The organism is Acidicapsa ligni (assembly GCF_025685655.1).
Lineage (GTDB): Bacteria > Acidobacteriota > Terriglobia > Terriglobales > Acidobacteriaceae > Acidicapsa > Acidicapsa ligni.
Genome location: NZ_JAGSYG010000001.1, coordinates 1,256,531 through 1,272,408, shown reverse-complemented (window position 1 = coordinate 1,272,408; position 15,878 = coordinate 1,256,531). Strand labels below are relative to the sequence as shown.

The following is a 15,878-nucleotide window of genomic DNA, read 5'->3' as shown; positions in this document are numbered from 1 at the left end:
TGGAGGAAAGACGAATGCAACTTGGATTAATTGGCCTCGGTAAAATGGGCGGCAACATGGCAGAGCGGATTCGGCTCGGTGGCCATCAGGTAGTCGGTTTCGATTTTAGCGCTGAGGCCGTAGCGAAGCTTGCTGCAACCGGTAATGTCGGTGCAACAACGCTTGAAGAACTGGTGCAGAAGCTCGAAGCTCCCCGCGCCATCTGGATCATGGTTCCTGCCGGCGACCCCGTTGACCAGACCATTGCCAAGCTGGAGCCATATCTCGCTCCCGGCGACATCCTGATCGATGGCGGCAACTCGAATTACAAGGACTCTATCCGTCGTCACACCGAGGCCAAGGCCAAGGGTTTCAACTTCGTCGATGTGGGCACTTCCGGCGGCGTCTGGGGCCTCAAAGAGGGCTACAGCATGATGATTGGCGGCGATAAAGATCCAGTCGAGCACCTGCGCCCCATCTTCGAGACGCTTGCTCCCGGCAAGGACAAGGGCTGGGGCCACGTTGGTCCGGCTGGCGCTGGGCATTTCACCAAGATGGTTCACAACGGCATTGAATATGGCTTGATGCAGGCCTACGCTGAGGGCTTCACCATCCTGGAGAAGAAGGAATCGCTTGACCTGAACCTGCCTCAGATCGCCGAGATCTGGCGCCACGGTTCGGTTGTGCGCTCATGGCTGCTCGACCTGACGGCCGAGGCGTTGTCCAAGAATCCGACGCTCGATGGACTGGAAGCTTACGTTGCCGACTCCGGCGAGGGTCGCTGGACGGTCTTCGAGGCAATCGATCTGAATGTTTCCGCACCGGTCATTACCGAGTCGCTCATCCGGCGCATTCGCTCCCGCGAGGAAAACAACTTCACTGACCGCATGATCGCCATCCAGCGAAATGCCTTCGGTGGACATGCTGTAAAGAAAGACTGAAAGACGGCTTCTAGCCTTTAGCTACCAGCTGTAAGAACCGGGTACCTCATCCAGGCCATTTTCATCTTTGCGGCCTGGGTGAGAATCCACAATCGATTGAAGCCTCCGGCATCGAGCTGGAGGCTAGAAGCTAGCAGCCAAAAGCTGCACTACGAGGCAAAGAAATATGGCCACAGCACAGATGAAAATCAGCCCTGAAGACCTATCCAAGGTCCCTGCGGGCACAGAACGTATTCCTGAACCAACCATTATTGTTATCTTCGGCGCCTCTGGCGACCTTACCAAGCGGAAGCTTCTTCCTGCACTCTTTCATCTCGAACAAAACGGCCTGCTGCCTAAGGAATTCGCCATCGTCGGCGTTGCCCGTCGTCCGCTGGGCGACGAGTTTGCCGCTGACATGCGCGCAGGCATCCTGGAGTTTGGCGGCGCCACAGAGGGCGACGTCCATCTGGAATCCTTCGTGAAGAAGGTCCGCTACTTCGCAATGAACTTTGACGATGCGAAGGGCTACGATGGACTCAAGACCGAGTTGGACAATATTGCCAAAGAACTGGGCATCGGTGGCAATCGTCTTTTCTACCTCGCCACTGCGCCTGAATACTTCACCGCGATCGTCGAGAACCTCGGTTCGCACGGTCTGAGCAAGCCGGAGAACGGAACCGTCGGCGCGGTCATCGAAAAGCCCTTTGGCCACGATCTCGATTCCGCCAAGGAACTGAACCGCCAGGTCAACGCAGTCTTCTCCGAACGCCAGGTCTTCCGCATCGACCACTACCTGGGCAAAGAGACTGTTCAGAACATCCTTGTCTTCCGCTTTGCGAATGGCATCTTCGAACCAGTCTGGAATCGCAACTTCATTGAAAACGTGCAGATTACCGCTGCCGAAACGCTGGGCGTGGAAGGCCGTGGGCCGTTCTATGAAAAGGCCGGAGCACTGCGGGATGTAGTGCAGAATCACGTGATGGAGCTGCTCTCCTTTGTCGCCATGGAGCCACCTTCGTCCTTTGCTGCCGGGAGCGTTCGCCAGGAGAAGTTGAAGGTCTGGCAGGCTATTCCCGCGCTCCCCATCAAGAATGTCGTTCGCGGCCAGTATGGCCCCGGCACGATTGATGGCAACAAGGTGATCGGCTATCGCGAGGAAGAACGCGTCGATCCCAACTCGGGCACGGAAACATTTGCAGCCGTCCGGCTTGAGATCGACAACTGGCGCTGGGCGGGTGTGCCGTTCTACCTGCGCGCAGGCAAGCGCATGAAGAAGCGCGCTACCGAGATCAGCATCCAGTTCAAGCAGCCGCCGCAGTTGCTCTTTAACCGCACACCGACAGGCGGCCCATGCGGCCCGATTCAGCCTAACGTCATCACCATGCGCATTCAGCCTGACGAAGGTATCTCGTTGCGCTTCGGAGCCAAGGTACCCAGCACGCAGAATGTATCCGTGTGCCCGGTGACCATGGATTTTGACTACGCTTCAGCCTTTGGCAAGTCCTCAGCGAACGGCTACGAGCGCCTGCTGCTCGACGCCATGCTTGGGGATCAGACACTGTTTGCCCATCGTGACGGAGTGGAGACGACTTGGGCGCTTTACACACCCATTCTCGAAGCCTGGGCAGCAAAGAAGCCTGAAACCTTCCCCAACTACGAAGCCGGTTCCTGGGGCCCAGACTGCTCTGACGAACTTCTCAAACGCGATAACCACTCCTGGCGCAAGCTGTAAAAACAGGTAGCCAGAGCCAGGGAATAGATTTGGAAGTCATATCTATTCCCTGGTTCTCTCTTCTAGCCCTCTTGTCCCTGCTTCCTATTTCCCTTTCTTTGGAGCATTTCATGCCATCTACGCTGCATATTACGTATGTTGTCGAGCCAGATCCGGCAGCGCTGGCCCATCGTGCCACGCTCCACCTTGTCGAGCTGATCGAGGAAGCGGTTGTTGCCCGAGGCCGTGCACGCATTGCTGTCTCTGGCGGCTCCACTCCAAAAGCTACATTCAAACTGCTCTCCGATCCTTCACAGCCTTTTTTTCAGCGCATTCCGTGGCGCCAGCTTGAGCTCTTCTGGGTCGACGAACGCACAGTGCCGCCGAACGATCCGGACAGCAACTTTCGCATGACCCGCGAAGCCCTGCTCGATCATGTCCCTATGCGCCCGGAGCAGATACATCGCATGCAAGGCGAACTTGAGCCTGAAATTGCCGCCGCCGAGTACGAGTTCGATCTGCGCCGCAGCTTCCGCCTTGAGGGCGCAGAGGCTCCGCGCTTTGATGTAGTTGTGCTGGGCATGGGCGATGACGGTCATACCGCATCCCTTTTTCCTCACACCGAAGCCATTCATGAAATGGGCCGGTTGGTTGCAGCCAATCATGTTCCGCAAAAAGATACCTGGCGCATCACGCTTACCTGGCCGGTAATCAATCACGCCCGCGAGGTCTTCTTTCTCATCGCCGGGACAGACAAGGCCGCTGTGCTCAATAAGGTTCTCACTGGACCCACGGATGTAGAAACTCTGCCATCTCAACTCATCTGGCCAGCAAGCGGTATACTCACTTTGATTTTGGATCAGGCTGCCGCAGCCCAACTACCACCTACCGGCGCAGACGGCAAAGGCCATTTGGAGAGAACTCGATGATTCTTGCAGGCGACGTAGGCGGCACCAAAGTTCATTTGGCGCTGTATGACTTTACCAATGGCAACCTCAAATACAGCCGCGATGAACGTTACGCCGCCAAGGACTATTCGGGCCTGGAAGAAATCGTTCGCGAGTTTCTTGCTGCCGACACCGTCAGCTCTGCCTGCTTTGGCGTACCCGGCCCGGTTCGCGATGGCCGTCTGCGCCTCACGAATCTTCCCTGGACACTCGACAGCCGCGAGCTCTCGCGCAACCTGAAGATCGACCACGTCTTTTTGATCAACGATCTCGAAGCCAACGGCTACGGAGTAGCGGAGCTTAAGGCCGACCAGATTTATACCCTTTCCGAAGGCGACCCAGGGCAGATCGGCAACCGAGCGCTCATCGCAGCCGGTACCGGCCTTGGAGAAGGCATCCTGATCTGGAACGGCAAGCAGCACATCCCTATGCCGTCCGAAGGTGGCCACTCCGACTACGCACCGCGCAATGAAGATGAGATCGACCTGCTGCGCTTTCTCAAGCAGAAGTACAACGGCCGTATCAGCTTTGAGCGTGTCGTCAGCGGCATGGGCTTCACCAACATCTACGACTTTTTGCGCGACGTGCGCGGCATGGAAGAGCCAGCATGGCTGCGTGACCGCATGGCCAGCGAAGATCCCAATGCCGTCATCACCGAGCTGGGCCTTGCCTCGAAGAGTGAAATCTGCGAGAAAACGGTGGATATGTTCGTCTCGGCCTATGGTGCTGAAGCAGGCAACCTGGCGCTCAAGGTGCTCTCAATCAGCGGACTGTACATCGGCGGCGGCATCGCTCCACGAATCCTTGAAAAGCTGAAGGACGGTACATTCATGCGCTCCTTTACCGATAAGGGACGCTTGAGCCAGTTGCTTATCAACATGCCGGTTCGCGTAATTCTTGAGAGCCGCGCTGCCCTGCTGGGGGCCGCAGCCTACGCTGAAGCCCGGGCCGCAGAGCTTAGCGGCATTTCACCACGCGCTGCTTCTGTAACTTTTTAAAATCAACACCGCTGCAAATCTGCCTTGCGTCCGCCGTATTCTTTACTGCGGATGCAAGGTGCACCAACCAGTCAGGCTGCCTTATCCGCAATTCGAGCGGATCACGATCGCGGCTTGGCGTTCACCACTTTCTCCACATCCTGCCCGAGTGCCAGCAAAAATCGCATGAGCCGCTCTACAGAAAAGCCTTCCAGTTTGTAGTGCAGGAGCGCATCTTTCTGAGGGTGGGCAAATGCCGTATTCTTTTCCCATGCAGCTTGAAGCGATTCAGACAGCCCTTCGCGAAGCCTCCCTCGACGGCTGGCTCTTCTATGACCACCATCATCGGGATCCTATTGCCTCACGCATTCTCGGGCTTGACCCGCACGCGCACGTCACTCGTCGCTGGTACTACCTCATCCCTGCGAATGGCGAGCCGCGCAAACTGGTCCATCGCATTGAAGCGGGGCGTCTGGATACGCTCCCCGGAACGAAAGGGCAATACTCAAGCTGGCAGGAGCTTGCCAAGGGCCTTGATACGATGCTCGCGGATACGCGACGTCTGGCCATGCAATACTCGCCGCGCAACGCCATCATGTATGTGTCGATGGTCGATGCTGGTACTGTTGAATTTCTGCGCAGCCTCGGCAAGGAGATTGTCAGCTCTGCCGACCTGGTCAGCCACTTTGAGGCGGTCCTGACTGCCGACCAGATCGCCAGCCACTCCGCTGCGGAACGCGCTATTGACGCTATTCTTGCGCAGGCTTTTCGCGAGATTGGCCGCGTGCTTCATCCGGCTTCCGGCAACCCGGGTCGCATCACCGAGTTCGATATGGTGCAGTGGTTTTCAGAGGCCATGCGTCGCGAGGGACTCACCTGGGAGAACGGTCCCAACGTCAGCGTAGGCCCCAACAGCGCCGACTCGCACTACGAGCCCACCGCCGCCAATTCGAAACCAATTCGAAACGGGGATTTTCTGCTCATCGACATCTGGGGTCGTAAGGATGTGCCCAACAGCATTCACTACGACATCACCTGGACCGGCGTCATAGGCCGCGAGCCTACTGCGCTGGAGCAGCAGGTCTTCACTGCTGTCCGCGATGCGCGCGACGCAGCTATCTCCGTTGTCGAACAAGCGTTCAGTACCAACCGCCCGCTCCACGGCTACGAGCCCGATGACGCGGCTCGCGAAGTGATCCACAGGGCTGGCTTCGGCGAGTATTTCACCCATCGCACCGGCCACAATATCGCGATCGAACTTCACGGCTCCGGCGCGCATCTCGACAATTTTGAAACTCACGACGAGCGCCTGATCCTGCCCAACACCTGCTTCTCTGTGGAACCAGGAATTTATCTGCCGCCTGATTTCCAATTCGGACTCCATCCGCAGTTCGGCGTCCGCAGCGAAGTCAACATGCTCACCTCGCCGGGGAAAGCCTGGGTCACCGGCCCACGTCAGCAGGAGTTGGTCCGCATCTAAATAACGCTCGGGGAAGCTTACGTGGCAGGTAATTCAAAATCTCAACGCAACGCGCAGATCATTGCGTTGGTCTTTACCTGCCCGCTGCTTGCGCTCTGTGCCCTGCTGTTCTTCCGTCACAGCAGCCTGAACCGCTCAGCCGCAGAACCGGCGATCTACGCGGCGCAGAGCTCGCCTGTGATGGCTGCGCAGATCGGTCTTCCCATGCAGCCGGGCTGGCGCATTCGCGGCAGTGTTGTTGCGATGGATGGCAACGGCAACGCCCACCTGGAGATTCCGCTGGCTGGTTCGCACGGCCAGGGAAAGCTCATCGAGTGGGGCCAGCAGCAGAACAAAATCTGGCACGTGTGCTCGCTCACATTCAGCTCCGACGGCGGTGCTGAAACGATCCTGGTGGATCGCTCCAACACCAATTGCGCGCCTGAGCAGCATGTGTTTTAAGCCCCCTGCAATGGGTGGCGCGCCCTTACAGCGCACTGTCTCCAGTTCTGTCACCTGCGCTTATTGAATCCAGCTCTGCGATTATCTCAACAGGAATCTGCAACGACGCGGCCTTGAGATTTTCGCGGAGATGTCCGGTTGAAGATGTGCCGGGAATCAACAACATGTTCGGTGAGCGCTGCAGAAGCCATGCAAGCGCAACCTGCATTGGCGTGAACTGCAGCGACGCGGCCGCTGCATCGAGTTTCGACGACTGCAACGGAGTGAACCCTCCCAGCGGGAAGAACGGCACGTACGCTATGCCCTGCGCTGCGAGGTCCTCGATAAAGGCGTCGTCGCTCCTTTGTGCAACGTTGTACAGATTCTGAATGCAGACGATCTCTGTAATTGCCTGCGCCTCGGCTAACTGACCCGGGCTGACGTTACTGAGGCCCAGATGGCGAATCAATCCCTGGCGCTTGAGTTCGGCAAGTACAGTGAGCGGTTCTTCAATTGAGCCCTCGGATGGCCCCATAATTCCTCCAACTCGGAGATTGACGACATCCAATGCGTCGAGGCAGAGATTGCGAAGATTGTCGTGCACGCCATCGGTCAGCTCCTGCGGCGAAAGAGCGTGAATCCACGACTTGTCGTCACCTCGGCGAGCGCCAACCTTGGTAACGATCACCAGGCCATCCCTGTAGGGATGAAGAGCCTGCTTGATGATCTGGTTGGTGACATGCGGACCATAAAAATCGCTGGTGTCGATGTGATTTACGCCAGCCTCAATCGCCTCTCGCAACACTGTAATCGCAGCATCGACATCCCGCGGCGGACCCCACACATGCGGACCGGCAAGTTGCATCGCGCCATAGCCCATGCGATTCACTGTCATCGAAGTACCTGGGAACGTAAAGCTACCGCCCAGGCTGATCTGATTCGTCATTCTGTTTCTCCTTTGGTCCGTTTATTTGATCCGTTTCTATGTGATTAGATGAAGAAAGCTTCAGTTTAGGAGTTCGCATTTGCCACAGCTATCCAAAGTCTCCCTGCAGCCCCGTAAATCGCCCGTTCAAGCGCGTTCGACGGCAAGCGTCGAGGCCATTCTTGAGGCTACTCTTCAGGTTTTGCTCCATGTTGGAAAAGAGCGGTTGACCACAACAAGAGTAGCCCTGCGGGCAGGGGTGTCCGTTGGAACTTTATATCAATATTTCCCAAACAAGAGCGCGCTTTTACAGGCCGCGTTGAGACGTCATCTCGATGAAGTACTTGCAGCCGTCGAGCTCGCCTGTCTTCAGCAAAGAGGTAAAACACTTTCGCAGATGGCCACCGCTCTCATCACTGCTTTTCTTCAAGCCAAGATGAGGGATGCGAAGACGAGCGTCGCTCTCTACTCGGTAAGCTCCGATGTAGATGGAGCGAAGATCGTGCAGCAGATGGGACGCCGGTTCAATAAGGCGGTCGTCGAAATGCTGATGACCTCCCGCGAACCGTTTACGACAGATCCGCAACTCATCGCTGCGATGCTCCAGGGAGCGATGACCGGAGTCAGCCGGAGATTGCTTGAATCCACCGCGCCGGAAAAGCAATTCGATACACTGCTGCAAGAACTCATCTTCGTTGCATGCGCATATCTGGATGCGTGCTCCAAGCGCCTTTGACTCAGGCATGCATCCGAGCGGTGAGAAGGTTTCGGAAAGCTATTTCCTGTTCGACGGATAGGACAACCTCCGTAAATATTAAAACAATCGGTATAAGAAATTTAAAAGCATAGTTATTCACAAGTCATTACCGCGTCTCGATCTCATGCTAATGATTGAGTTATACATAGTTATATTTAACTAGTTGCTCGATGATGACTAGGCTTCCTGTTGTGCTTCCGCATTTGTTGCATTTTATTCTCTAACTGTTGCTTAGGGTTAGCCGGTTACTTACCCCCTTGACAACCATATCAAAGCACAAATAAAAGGCTGATTGCGGAGATTTTTCTTACATAGTCGTCGCAGATATATTTACGCCGTTATGTATAACAATTTTCCGCCCCATTCCCCCTGGAGGCTATATGCATACTCGAATCAGGAGTAAATCTGCTCGTTGGTTGTTTTCGCTCTTTACCTTGTGCTTGCTACTTATACTCAACACTCATTTCTCCTATGCGCAATCTGACACATCTTCGGTATCCGGCACGATAACCGATAGCAGTGGAGCAGTGATTGCCAACGCTAAAGTTACAATTCGTAATGATGCGACGGGCGCAGAACGCTCGACCACGCTCAATGGCAGTGGTGCGTACACCATCACGAACCTTGCACCGGGAAGTTACACGATACGCGCTGAAGCCGAGGGCTTCGCAACCGCGGTTCGCAGTGGAAATCGGCTCGATCCAAACATCGGCAGCAGGATCGATCTGGTGCTGAAGCCAGGTAATACGAGCGCGACGGTGACAGTTGAAGCGGATGCAAATACATTGCAGACTGAATCCGCAGCGTCCGGTCAACTCGTAACGAGCGAGCAGGTGAAGACGATCCAATTGAATGGACGCAATCCACTTTATCTCTCACAGCTTGAACCTGGCGTTACCAGGAATGCTGCTATCTCTTCGTTCAACTTCGCTCCTGATTTCAGCGGGCCTACGATCAACGGCGCACGCGCCAATGAAAGTGTCTTGACGTTGGATGGCGCACCGATGATTCGTACTCGAGGCAACGGCACGCAGATTGGCGTGGCCGATGTGGACTCGACTTCGCAGGTGCAGATCCTCACTACGGGCTATCCTGCCGAGTACGGTGGAACCTCAGGCGGCATGATTCGTATGGTTCCAAAAAGCGGGGCCAGCGAGTATCACGGCATCGTGTACGAGTATCTCCGTAACTCCTTCTTGAATGCCAACACGTGGGGGCGCAACCAGTCCGATCAGCCGGCCTTGAGCGAACATCCACAACCCTTCCGCTACAACCAGTTTGGCTGGAATCTGAATGGACCCGTCACCATACCCCATCTGTTCAATACATCCAAGCAGAAGTTGTTTTTCCTTGCAGGGCAGGAATATCTTCGCTACCGGCAGACGGTGACGCAGACAGGCAAGGTTCCAACGACGCTGATGAGGCAGGGAAACTTCAGCGAGCTTCTGAGCGCCAACATCTTTTACCAGAATGTAGTGCAACTGGCGAATCCGACGACTGGCACACCCTATGACGGCAACGTTATTACTCCGGGCCAGCTTAGCCCCAATGGTCTCGCGCTGCTCAACGCCTATCCGGCACCGAATGCCGATAGCAGCAGCTACAACTGGCAGGAACAGGCACCCTATCCGCAGGACCAGAGGAAGGACACACTGGTTCTGGATTATGTTCCGAAAGACGCGCATCACATTCGTTTTAGTCTGTTGAACTATAACTATGATTACGTCAATCCCTTTGCTGGAAATTTTGACCGCACGCCGCAAAGATGGCATTGGCCTAACCAGGTTGGAGTTCTGCATTACACGTGGACGATCTCCCCGACCATGGTCAACGAGGCGACGTTCTCTGCTTCGGCGGATCACATCACCATCAGCTACGACGAATCCAACGGACTCTTTAACCGCACACTCTATGGAATCGATTATCCATACATCTATCCTGCGACGGAGAAACTGGTTCCGAACAAGATTCCGACAATCGATCTTGCCAACTTCACGACCCTGGATGGAGGGCCGTATCCATCGCACTCGGGCGGCGTGATCACTACGCTTGCGGATAGCGTGACCAAGGTGATGGGATCTCATACGCTGAAATTTGGCGGTCTATGGGAGCGGTCAGGAGAGAACAACTTCGACCAGATCAGCGTTAGCAGTACGACGCCTGGATCTACCAACAACCAGAACGGTCAGTTCAACTTCACCGATACTCGCAGCGGTCATCCGACATCCGGAGCAGCGGTCGGAAATGCAGCACTTGGGCTCTTCGATACTTACGGTGAAATCGGGCAGAAATCTTACACGCTCTTTCGTGGCAATATGGGTGAAATCTTTGCCCAGGATAGCTGGCATGCTACCCCAAAACTACTGCTTGAATATGGCGTTCGCTACAGCATGATGCAGCCGTTCTATGCGCTGTGGAGAAACCAGTCTGTCTTCAGTCAACAGTCGTGGGATCCTTCGCTTGCTCCGGTAGTCAATCCGACCACGGGTGAACTGACAGGCGGCGATCCATACAACGGAATTGTGATTCCGGGCGGCGGGTTCCCATCGTCTGCTCAGGGTCATGTACCGCCCGATATTCTCAACGGACAGTTCAACCGGCTCTTCCGCGGTTTTGGTCCTGGGTACTCAAAAACGACCTGGAGCAATATCCAGCCTCGCATCGGTATCACTTATCACATAGCTCCACTCACGGTCATTCGTGCAGGCGGTGGGCGATTCGTACAGCGTATTGGCATCAGCGACTCGGTACAGCTTGGAGGCAATGCTCCATTCCAACCCAGTTCTACAGTGACTGCCGGCAGTGTGGATAACCCGGGCGGTGTAGGTGTCAACGCTCTTCCGCTTTCGCTCTCTTCGCAGGCATACGACTTCCCTGATCCGAATGCCTGGAGCTGGAATACGGCAGTCGAACAGGAGATTCCAAAGTTTGGAACCTTCACTCTTTCGTATGTTGGGCGCCGTGGTCTTCATCTTTCGCAGATCGACGAGGTTAACCAGCTTCGTCCCGGAACAGTGCAGGCCAATCCAGGCGTTATCTCACAGGATGCGCTGCGGCCGTACCGTGGTTTTTCTGCCATCCTGCAAGACACGAATGCCGGAAGCTCCATGTACCACGCGATGCAGGTGGATCTGAAACGGCGTATGACCAACCACCTGCTGTTCGGCGTTGCTTATACCTGGTCGAAGAGCATGGACTTTGGCTCCAGCCCTGGCTATGAACTGCCGAACTATTACGATCGCAACCCGAACTACGGACCAAGCGACTTCGATATTCGCAATGTGCTGGTCATCAACTACGTGTGGGATATCACCTACGGCAACCACCTGGATAACCGCATGTTGCGCAGCGCTGTCGGCAACTGGCAGCTCTCCGGAACGACGCAGGCCCAGACAGGCGAACCTTTCTCAGTCGGGACAGGCGATGACTTCGCCGGTGTTGGACCGGGAGCAGGTACGCAGCTTTGGGATATGACCCGGACTCCGCATGTGTCCAAGAAATTCACCGAAAACGGAAACGGCGCTGCCTGGTTCGATCCGACGGCCTTTGCACAGCCCGCGCCCGGAACACTTGCTCCACGAGGGACTCGTAACGAGATATACGGGCCTGGATTCCAGAGTTGGAGTATCGCCATGCTGAAGAACTTCCATGTGATTCCAGGACATGACAATCACGTGGTCGCCTTTAAAGCAGAGGCTTTCAACTTTACCAACCACCCCAACCTCGATACGCCGGATACCAACCCAACCAGCGGTACATTCGGTCAGGTGACACAGAAAGGAAACACCTACTCCTCAGAGCGTCAAATTCAATTCAGTCTCCGTTATGAATTCTGAGATGAGCTGACGTAACAAGGTCTCTTCTGCTACCTGGGTCCATCTGTTGTATGAACCCGGTAGCGGGAGAGGCGATAGAGCAGTTAAACGTCGCATTTCAAGCAGCCCTGGTCTCCAACCCGGGAACAAACATCGTTGCCACAGCGTAACTCCTTACAATGAAATCAATAGGGCAGCAACGCTGAGGTAAAATAAGTACAAATGGCGACATCGACCCCTAAGGCCGCAACTGCTACTGGCTTCCAATACGGCCCCTTGCTTGCTGGCTGGCTCATCCCCGGTGCGGGACACTTCCTGCAACGCAAGTGGGGTCGCGGAGCACTGCTGCTGGCCTCCATCGGCGGCATGTTCTTTCTCGGAATCGCCATGCAGGGCAAGCTCTACACTGGCGCGCACGACATTCTCGATATGCTTGGACTTGCCGGTGATCTGGGCAACGGACTAATTTATCTCATCAGCCGCCAGCTCGGTCTTGGTGCGGACACTATCCAGGTGACCACCGCCGACTACGGCACCCGCTTCATCGTCGTTGCCGGCCTGCTGAATGTCATTGCCGCCGTGGATGCGCACAACCTGGCAACAGGGAGGAAGCGATGAGTTTCTCACCCTCTCACTTCACAGCAGTTCTGCTCTTTGCGCTCTTCACATCGGTCGTCTTTGGAATCACCCAGCGCACAGCTCCCGCACGGATGCTCCGCTACGGAGCTGGATGCTTCGCGCTCTTCGCGGGGTCGGCCATCGTCATAAGCTGGTTGATGTTCTTCATCGCGCGCTGAAGCAGGGACGGAAAACAGGAAACAGGGGATAGAAGAACAAATCCGTCCCCAGGCATTATTCCCTGATAGCAAATCCCCAGTCCCTATCCGCTGTCCGTCTCACCCAGACAGCGGCATTGAAGCTGTGAACCAGCTTGTATCCTTCATCCGCATACAGCCCCACTGCCTGCAGATTCGACTCCGTTACAGTCAGGGTCAATTCCGTCATTCCCAATCGTTGGAACTGCATCGCAGCAACCCGCAGCAGCAGCCGGGCCAGCCCCTGGCGGCGATACTCCGGATGTACGCAGATCTGCGTAATGTGGCCGCAATGCGCGCTCACCCGCGAGCCCAGCAGAAGCGCCACCGGCTCCCGGCGGCCACGCTTGACGACTACATGCGACACCTGTGGAACGAATACGCCGCATCCCGGAAATCGCACAATGTTATGCAAAAAACGTTGTGCTCCTTGCACCGTCCGATACTGATCGTTGATGCGGCTGTCCGGATGATCGCGATATGCCTCCGCAATCAAGGCTCCGACAGCGTTCAGGTCTGAATCCTGCCACGGACGCAACTCCAGATTTTCAGAGAGGGCCGCCTGTTCCGTCGTTGGGTTGACTATTTCGCCGGTCAGGCTTCGGCTGAGGTAAAGTCGCCGATACTCCTCAAAGCCCGCCTGACGAAAGACGCTAGAATGCGCCCCAGCAGGATGCAATAGTAGTTGGGACTCGATTCGGTCTACGCCGGGAGAATGCAGCAGCAGTTCCAGCAAGCGCTGTAACAGGCTCTCTTCGACCTCTTGCCCAGTCGCTTCCAGTCCTGACGCTTCCAGCGCGTCAGCCCTGGCAGGCAGCGCGAACACGTCGCCGATAACTGCTTTGCTATCTTCATATACGCAGAAAATATACCCCGTGACGCGCCCTGCATCAACGGACACATATCCGGGCAGAGAACGTGAGTCGAGATATTGCAGGAGGAGTTTCGCGGAGGCGAGATAGTCCCAGTTGAGGCGCTCGCGCCACACGGCGCTCTCCGCCTCCAGCACCGGACGCAGCATCGGTGCGGCAAAGTGTCGCAGATCCAGGATCTCGTGCGAAAGACTGGAAGCCATAGCCAATGCCTCGGGTTTACCTTGGTCGCCCCATCCTGACCGATGCCCCGCGAAGATGCAACGATTCAAAGACACTTCAGGCGTTGCAACATCCAGGCAGATGTTTGGGAAAAGCATACCGCAGATTCCCGCCGAATGCGGAGTGCCTGTGTACAGCAGCAATTTCCCGGACCAATCCTGGATAACCCGCCTGGATCTTGAGTTCAGACTCTAGCGGGGGCCTACTAGATAGACTTCCAATTCCTGTTCTGGCCAACTGAAAAGCGACTCATATCTGCGGCCTTCCAGATATTCCTTCAAAGCCGCAGGCGAACCGAGATCCACACCATTCTTACCCGCCATCCGCACCACCAGGATGTGCTCCTCCGGCGGCACGCCGACCTCGTCATAATTGGCCACGGCATGGTTGCGATAAAAGGCCAGTCCGTACTCCATATCGCGTCGAACACGGAAGACCGCAACCGTCTCGTTGTCCGGCACAATCTTCGTCAACCGCTCTGCAAGCGGCCGCGCAGAGTAAGTGCGGTCCAGCAACTCGATCGTATGCTTGCTTGACTCGACGCCGGGAATCCATAGGACCGGCCCAACTCCGTACAGGAATAGCAGCAGTACCACCATGACCGAGCAGGTTGCCACGCGTAGTTTGGCTACTCCCCAGCGATATACCACCAGCAGAACCAGCACTGCCGCGGATAGAGCCGTAAGCCCGGCAACCACCATCGCCCTGGCGGGAGGCGCAGCCTTGGTGCCGTGAGCCACAAACCAGGGCAACAGCAGCACAGCAGCCGTAACGATCCCCACCAGCAGAGCGTGCCCCAGCAGAATCCAGCGTTGAAGTCCCTTATCCCTGCAACGGAAAAGATAATCCCCGGTAAGAATCGTGATCGGCGGAATCGACGGCAGAATATAGCCCGGCAGCTTGGATTGCGACAGGGAAAAGAACAGGATCGGAATCAGAGCCCACAGCACCAGGAACTCCGGAAAAGCATCTCCGGGCTGACTCTGGTAGACCTTTTCCGCGGAGGAATGACGAATCCGCCACTCGATCACCGACTTGCTCGCTCCATCCACCAGCGAACGCAGAGCAATCACCGTCCACGGCATCGTAGCCACCAGCACCACGATCAGGTAGTAGTAAATTGGCTGCTCGTGCTGGTAGCGGTTGGTCGCGAAGCGCTCCAGATTGTGCTCCATGAAAAACTCACGGAAGAAGGTCGGATTCTGGTGCTGCACCGCGATAAACCACGGCAGCACAATCGCGAAGTAGAGCAGAACTCCGGGCCACCAGAGCGACTTCTTGAGAATCCACCACTCGCGGCGCAGAGCGGCAAAGCACCCAATGATGAGGAACACCAGGAACGGAGCTACAGGCCCCTTAGCCAGCGTCGCAACCGCCGTAAAAAAGTAGATGTCGAACAGCCAGAATTTCGACTTGGTCTCGTACCACGCGTACCAGCCCAGCAGGCCGATGGATAACGGGGCGGCCAGTTGCATGTCAGTCGAAGCGCCGCGAGAAAAGCTCAGAATGCCGACACAGGCGGCCATGATCAGCGCCGCGTCCAGATGGCCGCCTCGCCGGAAGCGCCGCATGTGCAGGTACGTCAACCCCACCAGCCACAACGCAAAACTAACCGAAGGCAGCCGAGCCGCCCAGTCCGAAACACCAAAATCGCGAAAGACGAACATCGCGCGCCAGTAGTAAAGCGCAGGCTTCTCAAGCCACGGCCGTCCATAGAGATAGGGCGTGACGCAGGCGCTCAGTTGTTCGCGAATGGTATGCGCATGGTTGAGCTTCTGCAGCATCTCATGCGCAATCTGCGCGTAACGCGGCTCATCCGCCCCCACCAGACCCAGCCCGGCGCCGCCCAGCAAGGGGGTTACACCGTATAAAACAAAAAAAGTTGTAAAAGCGATGAGGCTGACCACCTCCCAGCAGAGAGCTGCCGAGGGGAGCCGCAATCGCGGGAGAGGGGACGAGGTGGGCTGTGGCAGAGGCATCTCCACTGGGTTCAGGCTCAATCTACCGGTCTCAGTGTAAAAACTTTCCTGGCCTC

The 15,878-nt window shown here is 56.2% G+C and carries 14 protein-coding genes; 10 read left to right on the top strand and 4 right to left on the bottom strand.

The window, feature by feature from the left end; all coding sequences use genetic code 11:
- Window positions 1-14 precede the first annotated feature (14 nt).
- The 4 genes from gnd to glk all read left to right on the top strand — a co-directional run bounded on the left by gnd (window position 15) and on the right by glk (window position 4,558).
- Window positions 15-920: a phosphogluconate dehydrogenase (NAD(+)-dependent, decarboxylating) gene (gene gnd, locus OHL19_RS05065; protein ID WP_263356523.1), complete on the top strand. Its 906-nt coding sequence runs from the start codon at window positions 15-17 to the stop codon at window positions 918-920.
- A 166-nt stretch (window positions 921-1,086) separates the two neighbouring features.
- On the top strand, window positions 1,087-2,634 hold the full coding sequence (gene zwf / locus OHL19_RS05060; RefSeq protein WP_263356522.1) for a glucose-6-phosphate dehydrogenase: 1,548 nt from the start codon (window positions 1,087-1,089) through the stop codon (window positions 2,632-2,634).
- Between the two features lie 110 nt (window positions 2,635-2,744).
- Complete coding sequence (pgl, locus tag OHL19_RS05055; protein ID WP_263356521.1) at window positions 2,745-3,542, top strand: 6-phosphogluconolactonase; 798 nt, start codon at window positions 2,745-2,747, stop codon at window positions 3,540-3,542.
- Window positions 3,539-4,558: a glucokinase gene (gene glk, locus OHL19_RS05050; protein ID WP_263356520.1), complete on the top strand. Its 1,020-nt coding sequence runs from the start codon at window positions 3,539-3,541 to the stop codon at window positions 4,556-4,558. Before pgl ends, glk begins: the two co-directional genes overlap by 4 nt.
- 101 nt (window positions 4,559-4,659) lie before the next feature.
- Here the strand turns inward: glk and OHL19_RS05045 are convergent, their stop codons facing one another.
- Entirely contained in the window at window positions 4,660-4,764 is a 105-nt protein-coding gene (locus OHL19_RS05045; RefSeq protein ID WP_396126661.1) for a hypothetical protein, read from the bottom strand.
- Between the two features lie 26 nt (window positions 4,765-4,790).
- Here OHL19_RS05045 and OHL19_RS05040 point away from each other — a divergent pair, with 26 nt between their 5' ends.
- On the top strand, window positions 4,791-6,017 hold the full coding sequence (locus OHL19_RS05040) for a M24 family metallopeptidase (protein WP_263356519.1): 1,227 nt from the start codon (window positions 4,791-4,793) through the stop codon (window positions 6,015-6,017).
- A 21-nt stretch (window positions 6,018-6,038) separates the two neighbouring features.
- Window positions 6,039-6,458 carry a cytochrome c oxidase assembly factor 1 family protein gene (locus tag OHL19_RS05035; protein ID WP_263356518.1) on the top strand — a complete coding sequence of 140 codons (420 nt, stop codon included), beginning with the start codon at window positions 6,039-6,041 and terminating at the stop codon, window positions 6,456-6,458.
- A gap of 25 nt (window positions 6,459-6,483) precedes the next feature.
- Here the strand turns inward: OHL19_RS05035 and OHL19_RS05030 are convergent, their stop codons facing one another.
- Entirely contained in the window at window positions 6,484-7,383 is a 900-nt protein-coding gene (locus tag OHL19_RS05030; RefSeq protein ID WP_263356517.1) for an aldo/keto reductase family oxidoreductase, read from the bottom strand.
- A gap of 79 nt (window positions 7,384-7,462) precedes the next feature.
- On the opposite strand from OHL19_RS05030, the gene OHL19_RS05025 reads away from it, so the two are divergent.
- From OHL19_RS05025 to OHL19_RS05010, 4 genes are all read left to right on the top strand, one after another.
- On the top strand, window positions 7,463-8,098 hold the full coding sequence (locus OHL19_RS05025) for a TetR/AcrR family transcriptional regulator (protein ID WP_263356516.1): 636 nt from the start codon (window positions 7,463-7,465) through the stop codon (window positions 8,096-8,098).
- A gap of 401 nt (window positions 8,099-8,499) precedes the next feature.
- The gene (locus tag OHL19_RS05020; RefSeq protein ID WP_263356515.1) at window positions 8,500-11,955 is read left to right on the top strand and encodes a TonB-dependent receptor; all 3,456 of its coding nucleotides are present in this window, start codon (window positions 8,500-8,502) and stop codon (window positions 11,953-11,955) included.
- Window positions 11,956-12,156: 201 nt separating this feature from the next.
- Window positions 12,157-12,552 (top strand): DUF6677 family protein, encoded by a 396-nt coding sequence (locus tag OHL19_RS05015; protein WP_263356514.1) that lies wholly within the window; start codon window positions 12,157-12,159, stop codon window positions 12,550-12,552.
- Complete coding sequence (locus OHL19_RS05010; RefSeq protein WP_263356513.1) at window positions 12,549-12,731, top strand: hypothetical protein; 183 nt, start codon at window positions 12,549-12,551, stop codon at window positions 12,729-12,731. The genes OHL19_RS05015 and OHL19_RS05010 overlap by 4 nt, the downstream gene beginning before the upstream one ends.
- Before the next feature lie 55 nt (window positions 12,732-12,786).
- Here OHL19_RS05010 and OHL19_RS05005 read toward each other — a convergent pair whose 3' ends face one another.
- Both OHL19_RS05005 and OHL19_RS05000 read right to left on the bottom strand, forming a co-directional pair.
- Window positions 12,787-13,824 (bottom strand): GNAT family N-acetyltransferase, encoded by a 1,038-nt coding sequence (locus OHL19_RS05005; protein WP_263356512.1) that lies wholly within the window; start codon window positions 13,822-13,824, stop codon window positions 12,787-12,789.
- Between the two features lie 210 nt (window positions 13,825-14,034).
- The gene (locus tag OHL19_RS05000) at window positions 14,035-15,843 is read right to left on the bottom strand and encodes an ArnT family glycosyltransferase (RefSeq protein ID WP_263356511.1); all 1,809 of its coding nucleotides are present in this window, start codon (window positions 15,841-15,843) and stop codon (window positions 14,035-14,037) included.
- Between the last annotated feature and the right edge of the window lie 35 nt (window positions 15,844-15,878).

Bases quoted from the DNA above. Each gene is read 5' to 3' on its own strand.
- gnd (WP_263356523.1), top strand. From the start codon at position 15: ATGCAACTTGGATTAATTGGCCTCGGTAAAATGGGCGGCAACATGGCA.
- zwf (WP_263356522.1), top strand. From the start codon at position 1,087: ATGGCCACAGCACAGATGAAAATCAGCCCTGAAGACCTATCCAAGGTC.
- pgl (WP_263356521.1), top strand. From the start codon at position 2,745: ATGCCATCTACGCTGCATATTACGTATGTTGTCGAGCCAGATCCGGCA.
- glk (WP_263356520.1), top strand. From the start codon at position 3,539: ATGATTCTTGCAGGCGACGTAGGCGGCACCAAAGTTCATTTGGCGCTG.
- OHL19_RS05040 (WP_263356519.1), top strand. From the start codon at position 4,791: ATGCCGTATTCTTTTCCCATGCAGCTTGAAGCGATTCAGACAGCCCTT.
- OHL19_RS05030 (WP_263356517.1), bottom strand. From the start codon at position 7,383: ATGACGAATCAGATCAGCCTGGGCGGTAGCTTTACGTTCCCAGGTACT.
- OHL19_RS05020 (WP_263356515.1), top strand. From the start codon at position 8,500: ATGCATACTCGAATCAGGAGTAAATCTGCTCGTTGGTTGTTTTCGCTC.
- OHL19_RS05015 (WP_263356514.1), top strand. From the start codon at position 12,157: ATGGCGACATCGACCCCTAAGGCCGCAACTGCTACTGGCTTCCAATAC.
- OHL19_RS05010 (WP_263356513.1), top strand. From the start codon at position 12,549: ATGAGTTTCTCACCCTCTCACTTCACAGCAGTTCTGCTCTTTGCGCTC.
- OHL19_RS05005 (WP_263356512.1), bottom strand. From the start codon at position 13,824: ATGGCTTCCAGTCTTTCGCACGAGATCCTGGATCTGCGACACTTTGCC.